This window comes from Marinobacter alkaliphilus (assembly GCF_055394375.1).
In genome coordinates this window covers 2,555,149-2,579,113 of sequence record NZ_AP043751.1, presented here as the reverse complement: position 1 = coordinate 2,579,113, position 23,965 = coordinate 2,555,149, and the positions used below count along the sequence as shown (strand labels likewise).

At 58.1% G+C, this 23,965-nt stretch carries 24 protein-coding genes; 12 read left to right on the top strand and 12 right to left on the bottom strand.

Annotated elements, in window-relative coordinates:
- Nucleotides 1-104: 104 nt before the first annotated feature.
- The 3 genes from ampE to ACZ5Q2_RS11775 all read right to left on the bottom strand — a co-directional run bounded on the left by ampE (nt 105) and on the right by ACZ5Q2_RS11775 (nt 4,031).
- Nucleotides 105-992 carry a regulatory signaling modulator protein AmpE gene (ampE, locus tag ACZ5Q2_RS11785; protein ID WP_374814631.1) on the bottom strand — a complete coding sequence of 296 codons (888 nt, stop codon included), beginning with the start codon at nt 990-992 and terminating at the stop codon, nt 105-107.
- The gene (gene ampD / locus ACZ5Q2_RS11780; protein ID WP_413774341.1) at nt 993-1,613 is read right to left on the bottom strand and encodes a 1,6-anhydro-N-acetylmuramyl-L-alanine amidase AmpD; all 621 of its coding nucleotides are present in this window, start codon (nt 1,611-1,613) and stop codon (nt 993-995) included.
- A gap of 96 nt (nt 1,614-1,709) precedes the next feature.
- The gene (locus ACZ5Q2_RS11775) at nt 1,710-4,031 is read right to left on the bottom strand and encodes a DUF1631 domain-containing protein (RefSeq protein WP_432210088.1); all 2,322 of its coding nucleotides are present in this window, start codon (nt 4,029-4,031) and stop codon (nt 1,710-1,712) included.
- Nucleotides 4,032-4,255: 224 nt separating this feature from the next.
- Here ACZ5Q2_RS11775 and nadC point away from each other — a divergent pair, with 224 nt between their 5' ends.
- Nucleotides 4,256-5,095 carry a carboxylating nicotinate-nucleotide diphosphorylase gene (gene nadC / locus ACZ5Q2_RS11770; RefSeq protein WP_432210089.1) on the top strand — a complete coding sequence of 280 codons (840 nt, stop codon included), beginning with the start codon at nt 4,256-4,258 and terminating at the stop codon, nt 5,093-5,095.
- A gap of 21 nt (nt 5,096-5,116) precedes the next feature.
- On the opposite strand, the gene ACZ5Q2_RS11765 is transcribed toward nadC, so the two are convergent.
- Genes ACZ5Q2_RS11765 through ACZ5Q2_RS11745 form a run of 5 tightly spaced genes read right to left on the bottom strand, consistent with a single transcriptional unit; the run spans nt 5,117 to nt 8,826 of the window.
- Nucleotides 5,117-5,443 carry a YqcC family protein gene (locus tag ACZ5Q2_RS11765; protein ID WP_106693705.1) on the bottom strand — a complete coding sequence of 109 codons (327 nt, stop codon included), beginning with the start codon at nt 5,441-5,443 and terminating at the stop codon, nt 5,117-5,119.
- A gap of 10 nt (nt 5,444-5,453) precedes the next feature.
- The gene (locus ACZ5Q2_RS11760; RefSeq protein WP_061332687.1) at nt 5,454-6,251 is read right to left on the bottom strand and encodes a ParA family protein; all 798 of its coding nucleotides are present in this window, start codon (nt 6,249-6,251) and stop codon (nt 5,454-5,456) included.
- 39 nt (nt 6,252-6,290) lie between these two features.
- Nucleotides 6,291-6,989, bottom strand: a complete 699-nt coding sequence (gene hda / locus ACZ5Q2_RS11755) for a DnaA regulatory inactivator Hda (protein WP_061332686.1) — start codon at nt 6,987-6,989, stop codon at nt 6,291-6,293.
- Nucleotides 6,986-7,546, bottom strand: coding sequence for a CDP-alcohol phosphatidyltransferase family protein (locus ACZ5Q2_RS11750; protein WP_061332685.1), 561 nt, complete (start codon nt 7,544-7,546; stop codon nt 6,986-6,988). The genes hda and ACZ5Q2_RS11750 overlap by 4 nt, the downstream gene beginning before the upstream one ends.
- A 20-nt stretch (nt 7,547-7,566) precedes the next feature.
- A complete protein-coding gene (locus tag ACZ5Q2_RS11745) occupies nt 7,567-8,826 on the bottom strand; it encodes a DUF2066 domain-containing protein (RefSeq protein WP_061332684.1) in 1,260 nt (419 codons plus the stop codon).
- A gap of 233 nt (nt 8,827-9,059) precedes the next feature.
- On the opposite strand from ACZ5Q2_RS11745, the gene purM reads away from it, so the two are divergent.
- From purM to ACZ5Q2_RS11730, 3 genes are all read left to right on the top strand, one after another.
- Nucleotides 9,060-10,124, top strand: coding sequence for a phosphoribosylformylglycinamidine cyclo-ligase (gene purM / locus ACZ5Q2_RS11740; protein WP_072677039.1), 1,065 nt, complete (start codon nt 9,060-9,062; stop codon nt 10,122-10,124).
- Nucleotides 10,121-10,783 (top strand): phosphoribosylglycinamide formyltransferase, encoded by a 663-nt coding sequence (gene purN / locus ACZ5Q2_RS11735; protein WP_432210090.1) that lies wholly within the window; start codon nt 10,121-10,123, stop codon nt 10,781-10,783. Before purM ends, purN begins: the two co-directional genes overlap by 4 nt.
- A gap of 72 nt (nt 10,784-10,855) precedes the next feature.
- Nucleotides 10,856-11,605 (top strand): DUF3108 domain-containing protein, encoded by a 750-nt coding sequence (locus ACZ5Q2_RS11730; protein WP_432210091.1) that lies wholly within the window; start codon nt 10,856-10,858, stop codon nt 11,603-11,605.
- 23 nt (nt 11,606-11,628) lie between these two features.
- On the opposite strand, the gene ACZ5Q2_RS11725 is transcribed toward ACZ5Q2_RS11730, so the two are convergent.
- The 4 genes from ACZ5Q2_RS11725 to apbC all read right to left on the bottom strand — a co-directional run bounded on the left by ACZ5Q2_RS11725 (nt 11,629) and on the right by apbC (nt 15,544).
- Nucleotides 11,629-12,900: a valine--pyruvate transaminase gene (locus tag ACZ5Q2_RS11725; protein WP_061332680.1), complete on the bottom strand. Its 1,272-nt coding sequence runs from the start codon at nt 12,898-12,900 to the stop codon at nt 11,629-11,631.
- Between the two features lie 65 nt (nt 12,901-12,965).
- Nucleotides 12,966-13,565: a YjaG family protein gene (locus ACZ5Q2_RS11720; RefSeq protein WP_106693700.1), complete on the bottom strand. Its 600-nt coding sequence runs from the start codon at nt 13,563-13,565 to the stop codon at nt 12,966-12,968.
- The gene (gene dcd / locus ACZ5Q2_RS11715; RefSeq protein WP_011784457.1) at nt 13,562-14,128 is read right to left on the bottom strand and encodes a dCTP deaminase; all 567 of its coding nucleotides are present in this window, start codon (nt 14,126-14,128) and stop codon (nt 13,562-13,564) included. The genes ACZ5Q2_RS11720 and dcd overlap by 4 nt, the downstream gene beginning before the upstream one ends.
- 315 nt (nt 14,129-14,443) lie before the next feature.
- A complete protein-coding gene (gene apbC / locus ACZ5Q2_RS11710) occupies nt 14,444-15,544 on the bottom strand; it encodes an iron-sulfur cluster carrier protein ApbC (RefSeq protein WP_230714610.1) in 1,101 nt (366 codons plus the stop codon).
- Nucleotides 15,545-15,724: 180 nt separating this feature from the next.
- Here apbC and metG point away from each other — a divergent pair, with 180 nt between their 5' ends.
- The 8 genes from metG to nth are packed head-to-tail and all read left to right on the top strand — an operon-like array spanning nt 15,725 to nt 23,944.
- Nucleotides 15,725-17,761, top strand: a complete 2,037-nt coding sequence (gene metG / locus ACZ5Q2_RS11705; RefSeq protein WP_432210092.1) for a methionine--tRNA ligase — start codon at nt 15,725-15,727, stop codon at nt 17,759-17,761.
- Between the two features lie 24 nt (nt 17,762-17,785).
- Nucleotides 17,786-18,367, top strand: a complete 582-nt coding sequence (gene rsxA / locus ACZ5Q2_RS11700; protein ID WP_058090326.1) for an electron transport complex subunit RsxA — start codon at nt 17,786-17,788, stop codon at nt 18,365-18,367.
- 15 nt (nt 18,368-18,382) lie between these two features.
- On the top strand, nt 18,383-18,961 hold the full coding sequence (rsxB, locus tag ACZ5Q2_RS11695) for an electron transport complex subunit RsxB (protein WP_061332676.1): 579 nt from the start codon (nt 18,383-18,385) through the stop codon (nt 18,959-18,961).
- Nucleotides 18,961-20,787: an electron transport complex subunit RsxC gene (gene rsxC / locus ACZ5Q2_RS11690; RefSeq protein ID WP_432210093.1), complete on the top strand. Its 1,827-nt coding sequence runs from the start codon at nt 18,961-18,963 to the stop codon at nt 20,785-20,787. The genes rsxB and rsxC overlap by 1 nt, the downstream gene beginning before the upstream one ends.
- A 21-nt stretch (nt 20,788-20,808) precedes the next feature.
- Entirely contained in the window at nt 20,809-21,861 is a 1,053-nt protein-coding gene (rsxD, locus tag ACZ5Q2_RS11685; protein WP_432210094.1) for an electron transport complex subunit RsxD, read from the top strand.
- Between the two features lie 3 nt (nt 21,862-21,864).
- Nucleotides 21,865-22,566, top strand: a complete 702-nt coding sequence (gene rsxG / locus ACZ5Q2_RS11680; protein ID WP_061332673.1) for an electron transport complex subunit RsxG — start codon at nt 21,865-21,867, stop codon at nt 22,564-22,566.
- Between the two features lie 2 nt (nt 22,567-22,568).
- Nucleotides 22,569-23,285 carry an electron transport complex subunit E gene (locus tag ACZ5Q2_RS11675; protein ID WP_061332672.1) on the top strand — a complete coding sequence of 239 codons (717 nt, stop codon included), beginning with the start codon at nt 22,569-22,571 and terminating at the stop codon, nt 23,283-23,285.
- A 20-nt stretch (nt 23,286-23,305) separates the two neighbouring features.
- A complete protein-coding gene (nth, locus tag ACZ5Q2_RS11670; RefSeq protein WP_061332671.1) occupies nt 23,306-23,944 on the top strand; it encodes an endonuclease III in 639 nt (212 codons plus the stop codon).
- Nucleotides 23,945-23,965: the final 21 nt, after the last annotated feature.

Here is a 23,965-nt window from a genome sequence, read left to right as displayed (position 1 = left end):
GCTGATTCTAATAACTGAATCTTTATTCTTTGTTTGATTATCGCCCAAGGTCGGAAAAACTTAATCACCTTTAAGTGTTATTCTGTAATGTTTTATGACACTCCTCAGACCACCCCGGCAATGACCAGCAACGCGGCAACGCAGATCCACACCAGCATGCTCCGGTTCAACAATCCCCGTATGGCCGCCAGGCTACGCCCGCCAAAACTTGTCCACTCATCCGGGTGCAACCGCGCAAACTGGGCTGGATCAAGCGCATAACCGGTTAACGACCCGTTTGCGGAAATCATGAGGACTTCCGAGGTTTTTCTTCCAAAACCGGGCAGGACTTTCTTCGCCTCCTTCGACCAGCCCGCGAGATCACCGGCCAGCCCCAGCGTGCAGGACAGTAGGCGAGCAGGAATCCAGCTGGCCAGGTTGGCCAGAGTCCGGAATCGGGCGCGGGCCGCTTGCTGCGGCCATTGCTCAGACAACGCCACCAGGCCTCGGGCAACCAGGGCAGCACCTATTCCACCCACCACATACCAGAAAGCCACCAGGAAGAACCGCTCGAAAACCCCGATCACCAGAGCCTTGGATAACGACAGATGCATGGCCTCTGGTGACAGCGCGGCGCCCCGCTCTTCCGGTGGCAACCGGTTCTGGATATGTCGCCAGGCAGCCTGCATGTCGCCCCGGCTCCAGGCTTCCGAATAGTCACGTAACTGATGCCGCCAACCCGGCGCGCCCATCAGCAACACCAGCACGATCAGCTCCAGCGGATAGGCCGCCAGCCTGAATCCATACCATTCCAGCAAACACACAACGCCCACCAACACCAGGCCGGGCAGCAGAACCCAGATCAGCCCGGAGGTAATGGCATCCTCCTTTCCGGCCTGAATTTTCGCGCCCCGGTGAAACCAGGCACGCCAAAGCACGTCGCCATCAAGCCGGTTCCGGCTATCCAGCTGACGCCGAATAAGGTAGGCCAAAAGAAACACGACAAACACCATTCAGGCGATCTCCTCATGGGCCAACAGCCGGGAAAAATACCGCCAGTCGAACGCCGGACCAGGGTCAGTTTTCCGGCCAGGCGCAATATCGCTGTGGCCGGTAATGCGCTTGGCGCTGATTTCGGGCCAGGCCATCATGGTCAACCGCGCCATATCTGCGAGTGTCCGGTACTGTTCGGGCGCATAGGGAACATCGTCTGCCCCCTCCAGTTCGATACCGATAGAGAAATCGTTGCACTCTTCCTGGCCGTCAAAACAGGACCGGCCGGCATGCCAGGCCCGGTCCAAACAACTGACAAACTGCACCACTGAACCATCGCGACGCACCAGGGCATGAGCGGAGACCTGCATGGCGGCGATGGTTTCAAAATAGGGATGGGCGGCTGGGTCAAGCCGGTTGCAGAAAAAGTCTTCAATCTCCGTTCCCCCGAATTGCCCGGGAGGCAGGCTGATGTTGTGAACCACCAGCAGGGAAATGGCAGAGCCCTCAGGCCTTGCACCAAAATTCGGCGAGGGCACCCATCGGCTGCCAGGGTAACGGCCGGTCAGCCTTAACTGTTCAGCCTGGCTGGAGAGGGAGTCGTTGTTATGCTTGTTGTCGTGATTGAAAGGGTCAGAGATTGGCAAGGCGTATCCACTGTCGCTTTATGATGTTCAATTGATTGAATCACAAAGCGACGGTGGATGCTATGGATGGAACGGTGCGGATTCGCGCCTTCAATCCTTTCGACTATGGCGAAGGTTATCGATGATGGATTCCAGCGCCCGGTCAAAAATCAGGCCGTCGTCCAGAAGCGTAATAACGCCGTCCTGCAGCGCCACCGCCAGATCATCCCGATGGTACTCTGCCACCTTGGCGCCGCTGCGATTGACAAAAATGTACTTGCCGGTTGCCTTTATGAAGGCCGCCAGTTTGCAGCGAACACGGGTATCATCGCGCACCATCTCGATCCACGAGCCAACCCTGAGCTGATCTGCCCGGGCCAACCATTCCGCCGCAACAACCGAGGCAGACGGCGCTTCTTCAGCAGCCACCAGCGCTTCCGTTGCCGGCTGCGCGCCACTTTGAACGGTCTCCGCCACGACCGGTTCGGTTTCAGATTGCGCGATTTCCTCTGGGGCACCGGCATCCACCTGAGGTTCCGGTGGCGCCAGCATTTGCTCCGGCTGATCCAGCTCCTCTTCGGCCAGGGCAGGGTCTTCCGGCGCCTTCTCGACATCACTGACCGGAGCCGTTACCAGTTTCTGGAAAACATCAACATGAGCCAATTCCAGGTCACGAATGGCAGCGTCGGTTGAGAATGGGTCCCAGGAAATTTCCTGCAAAGCACTGCGAAGGTCCTCGACCACCTCCGGTATTGCTCGAAGCAGCTCAGAGCGGGTTTCATCCGATACCGGCCTTGGGTCCACACTCCAGATCAGTCGCTCGGTTACCGCGCAGGCGGATTGCCACTGCTCGCTTTCTTCGCCCTGACGCAGTACCACCCATTGCAGGTAACGAGTCCAGGGCTCGCTGAGAATCTGCATCACCGCAGCTGGTATTTCACGGCCGGCTGTTTCTTCCTGAATGAGGTTGGTGGCCGCCTGGCTTGCACGTTCCTGGCGAGCCCGACCTTCCTCAGCGTCCCGAAGACGCTGCTCAACCAGCTCACGACGGCGCCGGTCCAGATCCATAAAGTGGCCGAAATCCTTGAGCAACTCCTCGAACAACTCGACATTGTCGGTGAATTCATTCAGAACACGATCAACCACTTCTTCAATTTTTTCCCGGAGCGGGTCCCGCATGCCCTGGCGCTTTTCGGACCAGCCAATGGCCGACAGTGCGAGTTCATTCAACAACTTGCGAACCGGATGACCGCCACGATTGAAGAAATTACGATCGCTCAGGGCAACCTTCAGGACCGGAATCTGCAAGCGCCCGATCAGCGCCTTCATCACCGGATGTAATTGCCGATCTTCCAGTATGAAATCGAACAGCATCGAGACGAGATTGACGACATCGCCGTCCACCTGGCCCAAAGTAGCTTTCTTGCCGCCCGGTTCCTGCAGGACCGAGACAATCTGCTGGCGCAATGGCACCACTTCTGCCCCGGATACCTGGGTGAGAGAACCTTGCAGATCACTGAGCCGGGCCATCAACCCGCCAGTATCGAGTATCACGCCACCCGCGGGCAGGCCGCCCGCGGCGGACGATGTCTCTCCCTGATGCAGCAGCGCACTCAATTCCGAAAACGTGGGGAAACTGGCAGCACCACTCGCCCCGTGCTCGGCACCTGACTGCCCTGGCGACAAAGCCGGGGCTCCAGCCTGTGGCACCGGCCTCTTCGGCTGGGGCGACGAACCGCCGACAGGTGCCCGGCGCATATCTGGCAACACGCCTTCGGCTACCAGGGTTTTATTGGCCTGGTCATACAGGGCTGCAAGCTTATCCACCAGCAGGCGCTCAAAAAGCTTGAGTACAACCAGCTTGGCACGAATATCGATATCCAGGTCAGAACAGGCCTCCGCAATTCCGCCACAGATAACCTCGGGGCTCAGGGGCATCTGATCATCAGACATCTGAATCTCGGGCATCAGGTGGCGCACGCGAGCGGCCAGCATCCGGACCGGCTCCTGGTAACGATTGCGCAGCTTGGTCACCAGATTATCAATGGCGACCTGTTGCTCGAGTTCGGAATGATCCAAAAGGCTCAGGGAATCCTGATCGACTTCCTCAAGGGCAGAACCGGAGTGCGAGGGTTTGAAGCGCCCAAAGTCATTGAAGGCCTGGCTGACATACTGAAGCATCGAGACCGCCATGGATTTGCGGCGCAGTCTGAGCTCCCGCATGGCATCGAAATACGCTGTCTGGTCCTGATTAGAGCCAGCCCGATCCGCAAGGGCGAACAGGCTGTCGTCTGCCTGCTCGAAGAAAGACCCCAGCACAGATTTCAGAGACTGACCGGATGCGTCACGTAACCGTATAAGAGCAGGCGGAAGCGAAAACCGGCCCACCGGTTTCTGGCCGGATAAATGGACAACCTTGTTATCGTGCGCCATGGAGATGCTCCGGTGTTGATCGGCAATATCGCTGGGAATTTCTATTAATGACATGATACGGCCGATCATCGTCACCTTGTGTCAGAATTTGTCACCTTTTGTGTAACAACGACCTGCGTCACATTTTAGCAGTTATTGGCCAGGGCATTTTGCGAAACGGCAGGCTGGCAGTAGAATTGCCGGGCTCGCAGATTTCAACTCATCCAGACCGCCGGAAACCCGACATGATTGCCCCTGAACTGCTCCGCCAGGCCCGAATTGAATCCGTTGCCCAAAGCCTTCGCGAGGACATTGGTGACGGCGACATTACCGCCATGCTGATTCCGGCGGACAAAACCGCAACCGGCCGGGTGATCACTCGCGAACCGGCACGCCTGTCAGGACGAGCCTGGGTTGAGGAAGTATTCCGCCAGGTAGACCCGGCAGTGGAACTGACCTGGCTTTTCAAAGACGGCGATGATCTGGCGGCCGATGACGTTATCTTCCGGATGGCAGGCCCGGCCCGATCACTCCTGACCGCAGAGCGAGCCGCCCTTAACTGGCTGCAAACACTGTCTGGCGTTGCCACCACCTGCGCAGCCTACGCGGCGAAGGTCGCCCATACCGGTGTGCGATTACTGGATACCCGGAAAACCCTGCCAGGCATGCGCCTGGCGCAGAAATACGCGGTCACCTGCGGGGATTGCCACAATCACCGCCTCGGCCTGTGGGACGCCTTTCTGATCAAGGAAAACCACATTGCGGCCTGCGGCTCAATTGCCAACGCCATCAGTGAAGCCCGGCGCATTGCACCGGGCCGCCCGGTGGAGGTGGAAACGGAATCTATGGGCGAGCTGAATCAGGCCCTGAGCGCGGGCGCCGACATCATCATGCTGGATGAATTCTCGCTTGAGGACATGGTTGAAGCCGTGCGAATCACCGCCGGCAAGGCAAAGCTGGAAGCCTCCGGCGGCATCAATGCCCAGACCCTGGTACCAGTGGCGGAAACCGGGGTGGATTACATCTCCATCGGCGCCCTGACCAAAGACATCCGGGCCATCGACCTGTCCATGCGGCTGGACTGATTCCACCGCCTGGCGTCGAACTCAACGACCAGACAACAACCGGTCTATCTCTTCCAGCGCCTCAACAAGGCGCTGGCCTGACTGCGCCCGCCCCCGGAAATGCTCTTCCGCCATGGGCGCAATGCCAGATACCGAGGGTAACGGTTGCCCCGCCTCCACCAGCGCTTTCATTTTCTGTAAGAAGACAAACTGCAGCCACTGGGTGAACTCCATAGTGTCGAGACAGAACGGCTGGGTGCTCCGGAACGCATGCTCCGGTGGTGGGCTCGCCTCCCAGACGTCCATCCGCCGGAGCTCAATCTCGATTCTCAGCAGGCTGTCGGTTACCTGGTCCACTCGATTACTCATGGTCACCCGATCAGTCGGCCAAGGGCTCAAGTTCAACCGACTCACCATGCAATACCCGGTACAGGTCTTCAAACTGGCGAGTCAATGCGTGCTTGGGTGCCATATGAATCAGCGGCTGCCGGCTTTGATGGGATTCTTTCATTTTCACCGAGCTGGATAGCCGCACCGGCAACACTGGCAACCCCTCCTCCGTGAGTTCTTTCACCAACTGTTTGGGCAGGCTGGCACGCGGCTGGAACTGGTTGGCAATGATACCCTCCACCACCAGCTCCTGATTATGATCTTCCTGCAGCTCTTTGATTTCATGAAGAATGTTGTACAACGCCTGGCGTGAGAAATCATCACAGTCGAAAGGAATCAAACACCGCTGAGCCGCAATCAAGGCCGAGCGGGTGTAGAAATTCAGGGCGGGCGCGGTATCGATGTAGATCTCATCGAAAGAATCGCTGAGCTTTTTCAGAAATTCACGAAGCTTGTAGATCTTGTGCTTGGCTTCGAGTTTGCGCTCCAGGAAGTCCAGCTCCGGGCTGGACGGCAGAACAAACAGATTATTGAAAGATGAGGCATGCACAAACTCATCCGGGCGGCGGGTGAACATACTGAAGGCAACGGTCTGCTCCAGAAGATCCGCTGCGGTATCTTTCAGTTCAGATGCCGGCTTACCCAGCAGATAGTGTGTTGAGTTACCTTGCGGATCCAGATCCACCACCAGGGTGCGCTTGCCCCGGGCCGCGCTGATCGCCGCCAGGTTACAGGTGATGCTGGACTTACCCACACCGCCTTTCTGATTGAATACAACCCGTCTCATGTCGTCTCTCCAATGGCCTTTATGGTTATAAATCCGTCACTACCATCCCATTACCGACTTCACGAACGGAATGGTCAATCTCCGCTGGGCCTGCAGGGAGTTCTCATCCAGCGTGTCCAGAATCCCAAGCAGTTGACCAAGGCGGCGTGGAGCCCGGCGCATGATAAATCCGGCCACATCATCGCTCATCACCAGACCACGCTGCTCGGCCCTGGCCATCAAAATTCTTGACCGGTCTTCATCCCGGTAAACACCAAGCTGAACCAGCAAGCCGTGTGCCAGCCGGGAACCAAGGTCAGCGAGACCGAACGGCAACGCCGCCGGCACCTCCGACAGGGTCACCATCAACAGCCCCTGGCGGTCCAGAATCCGGTTGTACAGATGGAAAACGGCCTCCTCCCAGTGCGCATCGCCCGCTATCAGGTCAAGATCATCCAGGCAGACCACGTCATGCCCTTCCAATCCCGCAAGCGCCTCAGGCCCAAACGGCATCAACTCACCGATACTGATGCACACAGCGCTCTGGCCCCGCTGCTCGGCAAAATGACAGACCGCTTGCAACAAATGGCTTTTGCCGGTGTCAGAGTCGCCGCAGATCACCACAACAGGTGCTCCGGCCGGCTGCGTGCAAACTGCCTCCAGCCGGAGCGCCGCATCTCGATTGCGATCGCCATGGAAGTTATCAAACCGGGCGTCGTCACGGAGCTTCACCCCGAGAACCATCTGTGACGTGGTCATGAGCGTTTGGCTCTCCAGGCGCGCGCACCCCAAATCAGAATGTAATGGCAGCCGCTGAATATGGCCGACAAGGCAACCAGCAATATGCCAACGTCCATTACCCAGGGCTGCATTGGCAGGTCTGCCATCAGAATGATAATCGCCAACGCCACGAGAATCTGAATAAAGGTATTGATCTTGCCCGGAATACTCGGCTCCATCTCAAAACGGCCAACACCATAGTGATACATCAATGCACCGCCGACAATGACCAGATCGCGGCCAAGCACCAGTGCGAAGAGCCAAAGCGGAATAATTCCGGTGATGGTCAGCATCAGGTAAGCGGTGATCAGCAATGCCTTATCAGCCAGCGGATCGGCAATGGCCCCAAGCCGGGAACGCCAGTTAAACTGCCGTGCCAGAAAGCCGTCCAAAGCATCAGTTGCGGCAGCAAGAAAGAAAATCAACAGCGACTGGCGATAATTCCCCTCCAGCAATGCCCACGCGAACGGAATAATGAGCAGTATCCGCAGGAATGTCAGGGCATTGGGAATCCATCGCCAACGCTGCAAAGTCACGCGCAGACCTCCGCCGTCGCCTAGCTGCCGCCACCACGGACAACCGGAGCCGGCTGCCAGCGATAGTAAAGCACCTGGTACAGGGATTCGAACGCCTGCTCGGCATCCTGTTCGTCGCCGTCATCGAGCGGCTGGTAAACGAACATGGCACCCTCCGGGTACTGGTCGCCGGCCTCGCCCGGTTCCTCAGCACCGTTCGGTTCGGCAACTGGCGCTACTGCGGTCGCACTGCGCGGTGCCGGTACGGTTTCCTCTGGCTGCCCGTCCATGACCACAAAGCGGGGATCAAGCGCAATGTACTCTTTCAGCTGGTCCAGTTCCCCTGTGAAGGTCACCTGAACGGTCATACGCTCATTACGCACCCGGGAAGCACCAACAGACACCACTGGCGTAAAGCTGTTCAGTGCTTTTCCGACATTGCCGTAGTCCGCTAAGGAATTGACGCCCTCAAGCACGATATCCACTCGCGGCGCCTCACCTACCTCGCCGGCAGCAACCGCGTAGCGGCTGGCATAGGCATCGGCCCAGCGACCAACAGCACGCCGTGCCAGTTCTTCCGGGTCTGCCGCGGTCACCGATTGCTCCGAGGCATCCATGCTCATACCGTCGAATACCCAGCCTGCGCGCCATTGACCACCAGAGCGACTAATACGCATCAATGCCAGGGCATCATGAGACAGATCCGACGATGCCTCCTTTATACGGCCCACAAACTGGCCCCAGAGATCCGACAGCAGCGCCCGGTCTCCCTGGACACTCTGCGGCGGGAAGGCCAGGGGTAAGCCGCGCTCTTCCGCTGCCGCCAGGAACGCCCTGCGCCAATCAGCAACGGCGCTGTCACCCTGTTCGCCATCATCCGCTGCTGCAGTCAGCAGCTTGCGTTCACCGCGGTCTTCAATAGCAGCCCAAACCAGTGTGAGTGGTCGATTTGCGCCCCAGACCGGGGCATTAATCGAAGCCAGGGCCCGATTGACGCCAACCGCCCCAAAGCTCATCTGCAACCTGGACTCCCCACTCTCACGACGTACCTGGTAGGACAGCAGCAGGGATTCTGCATCTTTGAGCACATCGTCTATGCCCTCAAGTTGCAGTACGTCCCGCGTACCGGAAACCCTGACCATAACCCGCCGCAGACCCTCGGCATAACCTGCCTGAAGGTCATTCTGGCCGGTTCCGTCGACCGCTACCTCAATGTTATACAGTCCTGACACCGTGACTGCCGACGCAGTCCCGGCCAATAGCATTGACAATGCCCCGGCCATCACCAGCCACAGAGTCATTGCCCGGAAAGTCCGAACGTCATTTTTTTCCGTTCCAGTCATGTAACACCCTGCCGTTCCCATGATTGGCGCACAGGATACACCATCACCACAAACGAGAGTAGCAAGGCCCCGTTGCAGGTTGGCAATGATGTACCCTGAATATTTGCACGCATTGCCGAATTCCGGTTGGAGCGCCCGTGCGCACCTGTTAAAATCCGCCGCCTGACCCACAGGCCAACGGTTACATTTCCATGAGCGAACAGAAGCCTTCCCTCACCTATCGCGATGCCGGCGTTGATATCGACGCAGGTAACGATCTGGTCAACCGCATCAAGAACACGGCAGCCCGTACCCGCCGCCCCGAAGTCCTCGGCGGGCTTGGCGGCTTCGGCGCCATGGTTTCCATCCCGGCCGGTTACCGTGAACCTGTACTGGTCTCGGGCACCGACGGCGTTGGCACCAAACTGCGCCTGGCCATGCAACTCGAGAAGCACGACAGCATCGGCATTGATCTGGTCGCCATGTGCGTGAATGATTTGATCGTAGGCGGCGCAGAGCCCCTGTTTTTCCTGGATTACTACGCTACCGGCAAGCTGAACGTGGATATTGCTGCCCAGGTCGTGGACGGCATCGGCAAGGGCTGCGAGTTGTCCGGCTGTGCACTGGTGGGTGGCGAAACCGCTGAAATGCCGGGCATGTACGAAGGCGAAGACTATGACCTGGCCGGTTTCTGTGTGGGCATTGTAGAGCGTAGTGAAGTCATCGATGGCAGCCGCACCCAGCCGGGTGATGTGATGCTGGCACTGGGCTCTTCCGGGCCCCACTCCAACGGGTACTCACTGATTCGCAAGATCATTGAAGTCAGCGGTGCCGACCTGAGCCAGCCGATGGGCGACAGCACCCTGGCTGACGCACTGATGGCGCCCACCCGCATTTACGTGAAGAACATACTGCAACTGATTCGTGAAGTGGATGTACGAGCCCTGTCTCACATCACCGGCGGCGGCCTGCCTGAGAATATCCCCAGGGTGCTGCCGGCTGGCACAGTTGCCGCTATCGACACCCAGAGCTGGGAACTGCCACCGGTGTTCCAGTGGCTGCAAAATTCCGGCGGTGTCGCCAGTGAGGAAATGTACCGCACCTTTAACTGCGGTATCGGCATGATTGTCTGCGTTCCTGCCGACCAGAAAGAGCTGGCCATGGATGCCCTTAACGCCATGGGCGAGAAAGTTTGGCAGGTAGGCGTCATTGAAGCGGCCGGCTCAGCCGACGATGAGCCGAAAGTGCGCTACGCACCGGGGTTACTCACGGCATGAAGGCTGATCCCGCGCCACTCCCGACCATCCTGGTACTGGCCTCCGGCAGCGGCACCAACCTGCAGGCGTTGATTGACGCCTCGCGGGACCGGGATTTCCCGGGAGACATTGTGGCCGTTGGCTGCAACACACCCGGTGCCTTTGCCCTGGAACGGGCAGCCCAGGCCAACATCAAAACCTTTGTGATCAATCACAAGGATTACGGCAGCCGGGAAGAATTCGATGGCGCCCTGATGGCCGAGATCCGCCGCCATAACCCGGACCTTATTGTACTGGCAGGCTTCATGCGGATTCTGACCGAAGACTTTGTTCGGGCCTTCCGCGGCAAGATGCTGAACATTCACCCGTCCCTGCTGCCAGCTTATACCGGCCTGAACACGCACCAGAGAGTACTGGAAGCTGGCGACAAAGTGCATGGCGTGTCCATCCACTTTGTGACGGAAGAACTGGACGGCGGGCCGGTGATTGCCCAGGCCGAGGTAGCCGTGCAGGAAAACGATACGCCTGACTCACTGGCGGAGCGGGTTCAGCAACAGGAGCACGCGCTATACCCGATCGTGGTTCGCTGGTTCTGTGAAGGCCGGATTCAACTGGCGAGTGACGGCGTGCTCTTTGATGGCACCCCCCTGTCACAACCCATGCGCTTGCCCGCCAGCTGAACAGATTGTCATCCCCCTCGGGCTTTTGAAAAGCTACACTGTCGCAAACACATACAGTGAAAGAGGCTCCGGATGAAGACACTCAGAGCATCCTTGCGCATCGTTACCTGGCTGGCCGGACTCTGGTTCGGTTTGGCCTCGTTAACGGTTGCCGCCGCCGATACTCAAGACACGACCCCAGCCCTCTTCCCCCACGAGGCCACCTACTCTGCATCCATGTCAAAAGGCATCAGCCTCAGTGGTGCTGGCAAACGCAGCCTGACCGATCAGGGCAATAATGTCTGGCTGTATCGCACAGAGGTCAGGTCGTTTATTGCAGATATAGACGAATCGGTGGTCCTTCTCTGGGAAGATGACCGCGTGGTTCCGCTTCGCTACCGCTACAGCCTCAAAGGCCTGATGATTCGGAATCGTGAGCAGTCCATAGATTTCGACTGGCAGACAGGTATTGCAACAGGGAAATACCGGGGCAAATCCTTTGAACTGGAACTCAAGGACGGGGCGCTGGACCCACTGGGCTTCCAGCTGCAGATGCACCAGGATCTGAAAGCCGGTAAACGGGACCTGACCTACAACATCATTGATAAAGGCCGTTATAACGAGGATCGTTTTGCGGTTGTTGACGACGACAGCACCATCAACACCAATGGCCAGACAACGCAAACCCTGAAGGTGGAAAAGGTGCGAGGCGAGGATTCCAAGCGCCAGACGCTGATGTGGATAGATCCAAACCAGGGCCACCTGCTGCTCAGATTACTCCAGGTGGAGCCGGATGGCAGCGAATACGAGCTGAAGCTTAAAGACGCGACCATTCGGGACTGATTACCCGTCGGGCGGCTCCGGCCCTAGCGGCCGGATTCCGCCCAGACCACTTTGACCTCATCTGCGATAATCCTCAGCCCTTCTGCCACCTGCGCGTCGTCCTGAGAGTAGGTTACGCGCAGGCATTCGTGACGGTGGCGCCAGTCATCCTCCGGCAAGCCCGGGAAGAAATAGTGGCCAGACACCACCAGCACCCCTCTCTGCTTGAGCCGCTGATACAGTTCCAGGCTGGAAATCGGCAGATCCGGAAACCACAGCCACAGGAACATAGCGCCTTCTGGTTTGTGGATGTACCAGCGGCAACTGTCCTCACCCATGGCGTCACGAAACGCCTCCACAGCTCTTTCCATCTTGGCTTTATAGAACGGACAAACCACATCACGGCTCAGTGACAGGATCTCACCAGAGCGCACCAAAGGCTCGGCCAGCATGGCACCAAAACTTCCGGTCGCCAGGTTCATGATGGCGTTAATGCCAGACAACGCCTTGATAATCGGCTCCGCCGCAATCACGATACCCGTGCGAGCCGCCGGCAGACCCAGCTTGGACAAACTCAGGCACAGAATAATCTGCTCGTTCCAGGTGGGCTGGGCGTCCACAAACAGTAGGCTCGGGAAGGGTGTGCCGTAGGCGCCATCGACAATCAACGGAATATCGTGTTGTCGGGCCAACCCCTCCAGCCTCGCCAGCTCTTCATCAGTAATCACATTGCCGGTCGGGTTGGTGGGGCGGGATACGCAGATGGCGCCGGTTTCACCGGTCACTTCCACCGCATCAAAATCCACCCGATACTTGAACTCATGGGCATCGGTAAAAGAAATATCCGGCCGCACGGCCTGAAACAGACCGGGCTCGATACCAGCATCGGCATAGCCAATGTATTCCGGCGCCAGGGGCAGCAGGATGTGTTTGCGGTGACCATCGCCATAGTCGCCGCCAAACATGTTGAACAGCATGAAGAACGCCGCCTGGCTGCCATTGGTCAGGGCGATGTTCTCGGGCTTCAGCCCCCAGTTGTATTCCTTGTTCAGCAATTCCGCCAGCGAGGCGATAAACTGCTTCTCACCCTGGGGGGGATCATAAATCCCGACCAGCCGGCGCATCTGCCCCTCATCTGCCGCGATACCCGCCAGAATTTCCTGCACCCGCTCCTGAATCTCGGGAATATGCCCGGGATTACCGCCTCCCATCATGATCATCCCCTCACCGGAGGCCATGGCGTTACCCAGGTCATCCATCAGGGAGGTGATACCGGCGTCGGCGGTGAACTTACGACCAAAAGCAGAGAGTTTCATGGCACTGATCCGTTCTACGGGCAATTCAATAGGTAGCTGATAAGTGTAGCGTGAGCCGGAAAGGCTCAGCTATCGAGGGAAATACCGAGATTGCTGACACCGTCGTTGGCTGCATCCGCCTTGAGTTCGGCGATAAAGTCTTCCAATGGCGTTCGCTGACGTTTGAGCGCAAGCACGGTATCGCGTTGGAAGATTTTATCTTCCTTGAGCAGCGGATGCTGTTCAAACAGGCGCACCAGCTGGTCTTCATCCAGTTCCTCGCCCTCGGACATTTCAACGAAGTCCATGATGGTCCTGGTGGCCAGCTGGGATGCGTCGGTTGCACGATGTTTGTTGGGGTTCAGGCGGTTGAGCAGTGCCTGTTCCAGCAACTGGCAAAAGTCGAAGGCCGGGTACACGCCGTAGGCGTCGTAGTCGTCAACGTTGGGGCTCAGGCTCTCGAGCTTGGTGAGCAACTGGGGGATGGCCGCTTCGGTGGCCTCCTGCTGGAGTGTATCCCAGGCCAGGTCAAGCAGCTGGCGCATTTTGCCACCGCTTTTCATGCCAACGGCGTCAGCGAACAGGGCGTAGTTGGGGAAGGCCCGTTCGGCCAGGGCCAGCAGGAAGGCGCATTCGCGCCAGCCCTGCAGTTGTGAGACGGCTTTAAGAAACTGGTTGGCGTTCATGTCCTGGGCAGGGTCACGCCGGTCTGGCCAAGGTACTTGCCGCCCCGGTCTTTGTAGCTGGTTTCGCAGATTTCGTCGGATTCGAAGAACAGCATCTGGGCGACGCCTTCGTTGGCGTAGATTTTCGCTGGCAGGTTGGTGGTGTTGGAGAATTCCAGGGTTACCTGGCCTTCCCACTCTGGTTCCAGTGGGGTAACGTTCACGATGATGCCGCAGCGGGCGTAAGTGCTTTTGCCCAGGCAGATGGTGAGTACGCTTCTGGGGATGCGGAAGTATTCCACGGTGCGCGCCAGGGCGAAGCTGTTCGGCGGGATGATGCAGACGTCGCCGGTGTAGTTGACGAAGCTGTTTTCATCGAAGTTCTTTGGGTCTACGGTGGCGCTGTGGACGTTGGTGAAGATTTTGAATTCGTTGCTGCAGCGTACGTCGTAGCCGTAGCTTGAGGTGCCGTAGGAGATGACGCGGCCCTTTTCGCTTTCCCGAACTTGGCCGGCTTCGAAGGGTTCGATCATGCCGTGTTGTTCGGACATCCGGCGGATCCACTTGTCGGATTTGATGCTCATGGTGAATTCTCGTTTCCAGCTGGGAAAAATTGGGGCGTAGTTTACCTTGTCCCTCGGTGCCTGTCGAAGGTCTGGCGCCTGACTCTCCTAGCCTTCTTGGTTTTGTGCGGGGCAGCGGCAGGGATAGCTTTCCAAAAAACGCTACGAGCACATCCATGTGCGCTTCGCTCCGGCCATCCATGGCCTACGAGATTTTTGGAAAGCTATCCCTGCCCCTGCCAACAAAACTCTGGTGGAATCGCCGCCAACAGAGCTGCACCACATACGAGGTATATTCTTACTCGCCTGACTACAACTACCTATTGGCTTAACTCGTTAGTGCTCGGTGACGGAAACACTGGAGATAGTCCCACCAAGGTTCCGCTCCCGGGTAGACAGCTCCGCCCCTACCCTTCTGGCGATATCGAGGTACCGCCGGGCCACTTCAGAATCCGGTTCAGCCGCGACGGTCGGGGCGCCGCTGTCGGTTTGTTCGCGGATGGTCATGTGCAGGGGGAGCTGGCCCAGGAGGGTGGTTTCGTATTCTTCTGCGATGCGTTCGCCGCCGCCGTGGCCGAAGAGGGGTTCTTCGTGGCCGCAGTTGGAGCAGATGTGCACGCTCATGTTTTCGACCACGCCCAGTACCGGGATGTCGACTTTGCGGAACATTTCGATGCCTTTTTTGCCGTCCAGCAGGGCGATGTCCTGGGGGGTGGTGACGATGACGGCGCCGGTGACCGGGACTTTCTGGGCCAGGGTGAGCTGGATGTCGCCGGTGCCGGGGGGCATGTCGATGATGAGGTAGTCGAGTTCATCCCACAGGGTTTGCTGGAGCAGCTGCATCACCGCGCCGCTGACCATGGGGCCGCGCCAGACCATCGGGGTTTTGTCGGTGGTGACGAAGGCCATGGAGTTGGCTTGCAGGCCGTGGGCCTGCATGGGGACGAAGTATTTGTTTTCTCGCACGTCCGGGCGTTTGCCTTCGGGTACACCGAGCATCATGCCGATGCTGGGACCGTAGATGTCGGCGTCGAGGATGCCAACCCGGGCGCCCTCGGCCTGCAGGGCCAGGGCGAGGTTGACGGCGGTGGTGGATTTGCCAACGCCTCCTTTGCCTGAGGCCACGGCGATGATGTTTTTCACGCCCGGCACAGCCGGGAGGTCTTTGTTGGTTTTGTAGCTGTGGATCTTCTGGGCCACGTGAACTTCAGCGCTTTCCACGCCATCCACAAATTCCAGAGCGTTGGCGACGATCTGTTTCAGGCCGCCGGCGATGCCCTTGGAGGGGTACGGCAGTTCCACCATGAGGGTGACCTTGCCGTTGTCGTCGGCGGTCAGGCTTTTCACGGCACCCAGTGCGTACAGGTCCTTGTTGAGATAGGGGTCTCGGTATTCTTTGACGGCAGTTTCTAGGGCCTGTTGGGAAATCTGGGTCATCGGGGTCTCCGGAATAAGCTGATAAGCTTGAATGCAGGTGAAAAATGATGGCTTGGAAGGTATCATCTGTGCCCGTTTCTGACCATATGGGGTCTTTATCTGGAACAATCAATTGCGATTGTCGCCGGAACCCCGTTTTTGTCTTTCCAACCCGACTCAACATAAGGTTCGGACATCACCATGACGCAAGCGAGCAAGCAACAGCGCGATATCCTGGTTACCAGCGCCCTGCCCTACGCCAACGGGCCCATTCATCTGGGGCACCTGCTGGAATACATTCAGACCGATATCTGGGTGCGCTACCAGAATATGCGTGGCCACAACTGCTACTACGTTTGCGCCGACGATGCCCATGGCACTGCCATCATGCTGCGGGCCGAGCGTGAGGGGATTACCCCGGAGCAGCTGATTGACCGGATTCGCCAGGAGCATCAGGAAGACTTCGCCGGCTTCCACATCCGTTTCAATAACTACTATTCCACCCATTCGGAGGAGAACCAGTTTTTCTCCGAGTACATTTACCGCCAGATCCAGCAGAACGGGAATATCGCCACCCGCAATATCACCCAGTTCTATGATCCTGAAAAGCAGATGTTCCTGGCGGACCGTTTCATTAAGGGCACTTGCCCCAAGTGCAAGGCGGAAGATCAGTACGGCGATAACTGCGAAGCCTGTGGCGCCACCTACACCCCGGCCGAGTTGATCAATCCCCGCTCTGCGGTGTCGGGCGCTACGCCGGTTGAGAAGGAGTCCGAGCACTATTTCTTCAAGCTGCCGGAGTTCCACGATTTCCTGAGCAAGTGGACCCGCAGTGGTGCCCTTCAGCCGCAGGTGGCCAACAAGCTGGCCGAGTGGCTGGATGCGGGCCTGCAAGAGTGGGATATCAGCCGGGATGCGCCCTATTTCGGGTTCGAAATTCCGGACGCGCCCGGCAAGTATTTCTATGTCTGGCTGGACGCCCCCATTGGTTACCTGGCCAGCTTCAAGAACCTGTGTAACCGCGAAGGCATCGATTTCGAGCATTTCTGGAAGAAAGATTCCACCGCCGAGGTGTACCACTTCATCGGCAAGGACATCATCAATTTCCACGCCCTGTTCTGGCCGTCGATGCTGCACGATGCCGGCTTCCGCACGCCAACGGCGGTCTGGGCCCATGGTTTTGTCACGGTCAACGGCAAGAAGATGTCCAAATCCCGCGGCACCTTCATCATGGCCCGCACCTACCTGGACCATCTGGACCCGGAATACCTGCGCTACTACTTCGCCGCCAAGCTGACCGGTGGCGTGGATGACATGGACCTGAACCTGGAAGACTTCGCCGCCCGGGTGAACTCGGACCTGGTGGGCAAGGTGGTGAACATCGCCAGCCGCAGCGCCGGGTTCATCACCAAGCGCTTTGACGGCAAGCTGGGCAAGGTCACCGAACAGGACAAGCTGAAAGAGTTTATCGACGCCGGTGAGCAGATTGCCGAGTTCTACGAAACACGAGAGTTCGGCCGCGCCATGCGCCGGATCATGGAGCTGGCCGACATTGCCAACCAGTACGTGAACGACGAGCAGCCATGGGTGATCGCCAAGCAGGAAGGCCAGGATGACAAGCTGCAGGCCATCTGTACCAACGCCATCAACATGTTCCGCCTGCTGATCACGTATCTGGCACCGGTGCTGCCCAAGATGGCCCAGGCCTCCGAATCGTTCCTGAATGACCGGCTTAACTGGAATCGCCGCCATGAACTTCTGGAAGATCATGGTATCGACAAGTTCAAGCCCCTGATGAACCGGGTCGACATGGTGCAGATCGAGAAAATGCTGGATGCCTCGAAAGAAGAGCTACCAGCGGCACTGGGCGACACCAATAAACAGCCTGTGCAGGATCTGGAACCAGTTGCAGACGAAATTGAGTTCCCGGATTTCGCCAAAGTGGATCTTCGCGTGGCAAAGATTGTCAAAGCCGAACATGTTAAAGGCGCAGACAAGCTTCTTCGCCTGACTCTTGATGTGGGGCATGGCGAGCGCAATGTGTTTGCTGGTATCAAATCTGCTTACAAACCGGAAGACCTGGAAGGCCGTATGACCGTGATGGTGGCCAACCTGAAACCCCGGAAGATGAAGTTTGGCATGTCCGAAGGCATGGTCCTGGCGGCGGGCCCCGGCGGCAAAGAGATTTTCATTCTGTCGCCCGACTCCGGTGCCAAGCCCGGCATGCGGGTTATGTAAGCGGCAACAGGCAGAGACACTCCGATGACAGAGTATTTGCTGATACTGGTCAGTACCATTCTGGTGAACAACTTCGTGCTGGTGCAGTTCCTGGGGCTGTGTCCGTTCATGGGGGTTTCCGGCAAGCTGGAAACCGCCATGGGTATGTCCCTGGCCACCACGTTTGTGCTGACGCTGGCATCGGTGTGCAGTTACCTGGCGTATACCTATCTGCTGGAGCCCCTTGATCTGGCGTTCCTGAGAACCATCACGTTTATCCTGGTGATTGCCGTGGTGGTTCAGTTCACCGAAATGGTGGTCCGCAAGACCAGCCCCCTGCTCTACCGCGTACTGGGCATTTTCCTGCCGCTGATCACTACCAACTGTGCGGTGCTTGGCGTGGCCCTGTTGAACATCAACAAGAACAACAACTTCGTTGAATCGGTTTTGTACGGCTTCGGCGCTGCTGCAGGCTTCTCGCTGGTGCTGGTGCTGTTTGCCGCCATGCGGGAGCGGATTGCCGTGTCTGATGTACCAGTGGCCTTCAGAGGGGCGTCTATCGGCTTGATCACCGCAGGCTTGATGGCGCTGGCATTCCTGGGTTTCACTGGCCTGGTTGCGGTCTGACGGAGCGGTTGATTTATGTGGACAAGTTTCCTGATAGCCGTTGTGGTGCTGCTCGCCCTGGCTCTGGTGTTCGGCGGATTGCTGGGCTTTGCTTCTGAGCGCTTCAAAGTTGAAGGTAACCCCCTGGTCGAGCAGATAGATGCTCTGCTGCCTCAAACCCAATGCGGCCAATGCGGTTTCCCAGGCTGCCGCCCCTACGCTGAAGCCATTGCCAACGGTGATGCCATCAACAAATGCCCGCCAGGCGGTGAAACCACCATCAAGGCGCTGGCCGACCTGCTGGATGTGGAGCCACAGCCCCTGGACGCCGAACACGGTGTGGCTCAGGCCAAGCGGGTTGCGGTTATTCGAGAAGACGAATGCATTGGCTGCACCAAATGCATTCAGGCTTGCCCGGTGGATGCCATTCTTGGCTCCGCAAAACATATGCACACCGTTATTGAGAGCGAGTGCACAGGCTGTGACCTGTGTGTGGAGCCCTGCCCCGTGGACTGTATTGACATGGTCACCATTGAGCCAGACATACGAAGCTGGACCTGGTCTCCCCCGGAACCAACCATTATTGCTACTGATCGCCAGGGAGCCCGTGCCTGATGACGCAACTATGGGATTTTTCCGGCGGTGTTCATCCGTCTGAAAACAAACACCAGTCCACCAGCCGCCCCATTCGCATGGCCGGCATACCGGAACGTTTGGTACTGCCGCTACAACAGCACATCGGTGAGCCGGCTGAAGTCATTGTTGAGGTTGGCGAGCGTGTACTCAAGGGTCAGAAGATTGCCGATGTCACTACTGGCATGGGCGTGCCGGTGCATGCGTCTACATCTGGCGTTATCGAAGCCATTGAACTGCGACCGGTTCCTCACCCTTCTGGCATGTCTGACTGGTGCGTGGTGCTGAAACCCGATGGCGAAGACCAGTGGTGCCAACTTGAGCCCATCGGCGATTATCACAAACTGGACCGGGAGAAGGTACTGCACTTGATCCGGGAAGCGGGCATTGCCGGTATGGGCGGCGCCGGCTTCCCTACCGACATCAAATTGCGCCCGCCCCGGGATCGCAAAGTCGAAACCCTGATTCTCAATGGTGCAGAGTGCGAGCCGTACATCACCGCCGACGACATGACCATGCGCGAACACGCCACAGAGGTCGTCAATGGCTTGAAAGTGATGGCCTGGATTCTTCGGCCGTCCCGCTGTGTGGTCGGTATCGAAGACAACAAACCCGAAGCCATTGCCGCCATGCGGGAAGCGGTTCAGGGCACCCAGATTGAGATTGCGGTGATTCCCACCAAGTATCCATCCGGCGGGGAAAAACAGCTGGTCCAGATTCTGACTGGCCTGGAAGTGCCCAGTGGAGGCATTCCCGCCGATATCGGCGTGATGTGCCAGAACGTCGGCACCGCAATGGCGGTGTCCCGGGCTGTTTTCGAAGGCAAGCCCTTGATCTCCCGCATTGTCACAGTTACTGGCAAGGCCGTTGGTGAGCCGGGCAACTTCGAAATACTGGTAGGGACACCGGTCAGTTACCTGCTTGAGAGTGCCGGGCTGCAAAAGAGCCAGCTGAACCGGCTGGTGCTTGGCGGGCCGATGATGGGGTACACCCTCACCACAGACACCATACCGCTGGTTAAAACATCCAACTGCATCATTGCCGCCACTGTTGACGAGTTGCCCGCACCACCACCGGAACAGCCCTGTATCCGCTGCAGCCAGTGTGCCGAGGCCTGCCCGATGGAACTGCTACCCCAGCAGCTTTTCTGGTACTCGAAGGCCTCGGAATTCGAGAAAGCGGAACACCTGAACCTGTTTGATTGCATCGAGTGTGGCGCCTGCTCCTACGTCTGCCCAAGCTCCATTCCCCTGGTTCAATACTACCGCTACGCCAAGGATGAGATCCGTAAGCAGCGTGCGGAGCAGCTGAAATCCGATCACGCCCGCGAGCGCTTTGAAGCCCGCCAGGCCCGGTTAGAGCGGGAACAGCAGGAGAAAGAGCTGCGGCGCAAAGAACGGGCAAAGGCGGCCGCGGAAGCCCAGGCCCAGAAACAGGCCGAAGCGGAACAAACGGTTGCCGAGGGTGAAGCCACCGATGAGCGGGCGGCAAAGGTGGCGCTGGTGCAACAGGCCCTTGAGCGCAAGAAAGCCAAGGCTGCCCAGACAGCGGAACCGGCGCCGGCAGCTGCGCCCGCCGTTGAACAGCCCGATATTGAAACGCTGGAAAAGCAGCTGATGCAGGCCGAAACCAAACTCAGCACCATGCAGGGCATGCTGGAGGAAGCCAGGGCCCAGCAGGCCGACAACGTGGAGAAGCTGGAACGAGCTGTGGCCAAGAATCACGACCGGGTGGAACGGGCCCGCGAGGCCCTGGCCGAAGCCCGGGGCCAGATGGCCACCAACACCTCGGATGCGTCCTCCGAGTAACCCACTGCAGGCTTATCGTTTATGGCATTAGTTCAACAGTCATCACCCCATGCCCGAAATGCCCGGCCGACATCCCGGGTTATGCTCTGGGTTATTCTGGCGGCCATACCTGGCCTGATCGCCCAGACCCTGTTTTTCGGTTGGGGCAACCTGATCAATGTGGTCTGGTGTATCGCCCTGGCCCTGGCGTCAGAAGCGGCGATCCTGAAACTGCGTGGCAAACCCATTTCATTCTTCCTCAAAGACAATACCGCCGCGGTAACCGGTCTGCTGCTCGGCTTGTCGCTGCCACAGTTCGCGCCCTGGTGGGTTTCCGCCATCGCGGTGATTTCCGCCATTGTCGTGGCTAAACAGCTATACGGCGGGCTTGGGTCGAACCCATTCAATCCGGCCATGGTGGGTTATGCCCTGGCACTCATTTCCTTCCCGGTGGCAATGACCACCAACTGGGCCCAGGCGGCAACCCTGTGGGGTGGCGCACCGGTTTTTGGTGAAACCCTGGCCACTATCTTCTCCGCCAGCCAGACCACCATCGATGCCTGGACCATGGCGACGCCACTGGACGAATACAAACACAAGATCGCCACCCACACCGCCGCCGAAGTGCTGCAGCACCCAACCTTTGGCGACCTGGTTGCCCGTGGCTGGGAATGGGTCAACCTGGCCTTTCTGGCTGGCGGCTTGTTACTGATCTGGCTCCGAATCATCACCTGGCATATACCCGTCGCTTTCCTGGCCGCCATCGTTGTGATGAGTCTGGCATTCGGTAGCAATGCCGACCTGTACGCACCATTGCAGCTTCACTTACTGGCCGGCGGCACCATGCTGGGTGCTTTCTTTATCGCCACCGACCCGGTCTCCGCCGCCACCAGTCACCAGGGCAAGCTGATCTATGGCGCCGGCATTGGCGTGCTGGTTTATCTGATTCGAACCTGGGGCAATTACCCCGATGCAATAGCCTTCAGTGTGCTGCTGATGAATTTCGCGGTGCCGTTTATCGACCACTACACCCCGCCCAGAACCTATGGTCATCACAAGGCCAAGCGTGGCGTGCCCAGCAAAAGTGGAGGTTAAGCGATGAATGCCATTACGACCTCTATCCGTCGCAGTGCCATCGGCCTTGGGCTGTTTGCCGTCATCACGGGTGGCACCATTGCCCTGACCCAGGGCATCACCAAAGACCGCATTCAGGAACAGGCCGAGCGGGCCGAAGCGCGCGCCCTGTTTGAGATTATCCCCGAACACCAGCACGACAACGATATGCTGCGCGATGTCATCACTCTGCCCGCCAATGCTCGCCAACCGGGCAGTGAACCGGTCAAAGCCTGGGTGGCCCGGCGCAATGGCCAGCCAATTGGCATGATCCTGCCAGCCGTTGCTCCGGATGGTTATTCCGGCGAAATCCGATTGCTGGTAGGCATTGATCTGGACGGCCGCATACTGGGTGTGCGGGTCACTAACCACCGGGAAACCCCGGGGCTCGGAGACCGTATTGAAACCCGGAAATCCGACTGGGTGTACAGTTTTGATGGTCGCTCGCTGGGCAGTCCGCCCGCCGAGCAGTGGAACGTAAAAAAGAACGGTGGTGTGTTTGACCAGTTTACCGGTGCCACCATCACGCCCCGGGCGGTGGTCAAAGCCGTACAGCATTCGCTGGTCTACTTCCACCAGAACCGGGATATTATCCGGGAGCGGCTGAACGAACCACCCGCGCCCAGAAACCGAACCCTGACTCCGGAAGCCATTGCCGGTGAATCCACTCCTGCGGAGCATTCCTGATCATGGCCACTAAATCATCCGCTGAAATCATCAGAGACGGCCTGTGGACCAATAACCCGGCCCTGGTTCAGGTGCTCGGCTTATGCCCGCTGCTGGCCGTAACCAGCACCGTGGTGAATGCCATTGGCCTCGGTATCGCCACGCTGATGGTTCTGATTGGCTCCAACCTGTCGGTCTCCATCATCCGTAACTTCGTCAACGAATCCGTCCGCCTTCCGGCGTTTGTGATGATCATTGCATCGTTTGTAACCTGTGCCGAATTGCTGATGCAGGCCTTCACCTACGAGCTTTACCAGATTCTTGGCATTTTCATTCCGCTGATCGTGACCAACTGCGCCATTCTCGGCCGTGCCGATGCCTTTGCATCCAAGAACCCGCCACTACCGGCCCTGCTGGACGGCGCGATGATGGGCCTCGGCTTTCTGGCGGTGCTGGTGGTACTGGGTGGAATGCGGGAACTCGTTGGCCAGGGCACCCTGTTCGCCGACATGCATCTTTTGCTGGGCCCCATGGCGAGTGATTGGGTGATCCGGCCCTTTGAACACTATCCGGATATGCTGTTTATGGTACTGCCGCCGGGGGCTTTCGTTGGTCTCGGCTTGCTGATTGCACTCAAGAACGGCATTGATCACCAGATCAAAGAGCGCCGGAAGGCGGCAGAGCCCGCGAGCACCAGCGCAGGCAGTAAACGGGTACGGGTAACCGGCACCATTTCCTGAACAATGAATTTTGAGCCACGATGAACAAACAGAAGCGAATTGAGATTTTCACCCGGCTACGGGACGAAAACCCCAATCCCACGACAGAGCTGAACTACAGTACGCCGTTTGAGCTGCTGATTGCCGTGATTCTGTCTGCTCAGGCAACGGACGTAGGGGTGAACAAGGCCACCGATAAACTGTATCCCGTCGCCAACACACCCGAGACCATCTACGCACTGGGCGTGGACGGCCTGAAGGAATACATCAAAACCATCGGTCTGTTTAACAGTAAAGCCGAGAATGTCATCAAAACCTGCAAGATTCTGATGGAGCAGCACAACAGTCAGGTACCGGACAATCGTGAGGCCCTGGAAGCCCTGCCCGGCGTTGGTCGTAAAACCGCCAACGTGGTTTTGAATACAGCATTCCGACAGCCTGCAATGGCGGTTGATACCCATATTTTCCGGGTTTCAAACCGCACCGGTATTGCGCCGGGCAAAAATGTGGTCGAAGTTGAGAAACGACTGATGAGGCTGGTGCCTAGAGAGTTTCTGATGGATGCCCACCATTGGCTGATTCTGCATGGCCGATACACCTGTACCGCCCGCAAGCCCAAGTGTGGGGCCTGTCTGATTGAAGATCTTTGCGAATTCAAGCAGAAACGGGACTACCAGTAATCCAACATTAAAAAAGCCGGC

Excerpts from the sequence above, each read along its gene's own strand:
- ampE (WP_374814631.1), bottom strand. The coding sequence starts at position 992 with ATGGTGTTTGTCGTGTTTCTTTTGGCCTACCTTATTCGGCGTCAGCTG.
- ACZ5Q2_RS11775 (WP_432210088.1), bottom strand. The coding sequence starts at position 4,031 with ATGGCGCACGATAACAAGGTTGTCCATTTATCCGGCCAGAAACCGGTG.
- nadC (WP_432210089.1), top strand. The coding sequence starts at position 4,256 with ATGATTGCCCCTGAACTGCTCCGCCAGGCCCGAATTGAATCCGTTGCC.
- ACZ5Q2_RS11765 (WP_106693705.1), bottom strand. The coding sequence starts at position 5,443 with ATGAGTAATCGAGTGGACCAGGTAACCGACAGCCTGCTGAGAATCGAG.
- ACZ5Q2_RS11760 (WP_061332687.1), bottom strand. The coding sequence starts at position 6,251 with ATGAGACGGGTTGTATTCAATCAGAAAGGCGGTGTGGGTAAGTCCAGC.
- hda (WP_061332686.1), bottom strand. The coding sequence starts at position 6,989 with ATGACCACGTCACAGATGGTTCTCGGGGTGAAGCTCCGTGACGACGCC.
- ACZ5Q2_RS11745 (WP_061332684.1), bottom strand. The coding sequence starts at position 8,826 with ATGACTCTGTGGCTGGTGATGGCCGGGGCATTGTCAATGCTATTGGCC.
- purM (WP_072677039.1), top strand. The coding sequence starts at position 9,060 with ATGAGCGAACAGAAGCCTTCCCTCACCTATCGCGATGCCGGCGTTGAT.
- purN (WP_432210090.1), top strand. The coding sequence starts at position 10,121 with ATGAAGGCTGATCCCGCGCCACTCCCGACCATCCTGGTACTGGCCTCC.
- ACZ5Q2_RS11730 (WP_432210091.1), top strand. The coding sequence starts at position 10,856 with ATGAAGACACTCAGAGCATCCTTGCGCATCGTTACCTGGCTGGCCGGA.
- ACZ5Q2_RS11725 (WP_061332680.1), bottom strand. The coding sequence starts at position 12,900 with ATGAAACTCTCTGCTTTTGGTCGTAAGTTCACCGCCGACGCCGGTATC.
- ACZ5Q2_RS11720 (WP_106693700.1), bottom strand. The coding sequence starts at position 13,565 with ATGAACGCCAACCAGTTTCTTAAAGCCGTCTCACAACTGCAGGGCTGG.
- dcd (WP_011784457.1), bottom strand. The coding sequence starts at position 14,128 with ATGAGCATCAAATCCGACAAGTGGATCCGCCGGATGTCCGAACAACAC.
- apbC (WP_230714610.1), bottom strand. The coding sequence starts at position 15,544 with ATGACCCAGATTTCCCAACAGGCCCTAGAAACTGCCGTCAAAGAATAC.
- metG (WP_432210092.1), top strand. The coding sequence starts at position 15,725 with ATGACGCAAGCGAGCAAGCAACAGCGCGATATCCTGGTTACCAGCGCC.
- rsxA (WP_058090326.1), top strand. The coding sequence starts at position 17,786 with ATGACAGAGTATTTGCTGATACTGGTCAGTACCATTCTGGTGAACAAC.
- rsxB (WP_061332676.1), top strand. The coding sequence starts at position 18,383 with ATGTGGACAAGTTTCCTGATAGCCGTTGTGGTGCTGCTCGCCCTGGCT.
- rsxC (WP_432210093.1), top strand. The coding sequence starts at position 18,961 with ATGACGCAACTATGGGATTTTTCCGGCGGTGTTCATCCGTCTGAAAAC.
- rsxD (WP_432210094.1), top strand. The coding sequence starts at position 20,809 with ATGGCATTAGTTCAACAGTCATCACCCCATGCCCGAAATGCCCGGCCG.
- rsxG (WP_061332673.1), top strand. The coding sequence starts at position 21,865 with ATGAATGCCATTACGACCTCTATCCGTCGCAGTGCCATCGGCCTTGGG.
- ACZ5Q2_RS11675 (WP_061332672.1), top strand. The coding sequence starts at position 22,569 with ATGGCCACTAAATCATCCGCTGAAATCATCAGAGACGGCCTGTGGACC.
- nth (WP_061332671.1), top strand. The coding sequence starts at position 23,306 with ATGAACAAACAGAAGCGAATTGAGATTTTCACCCGGCTACGGGACGAA.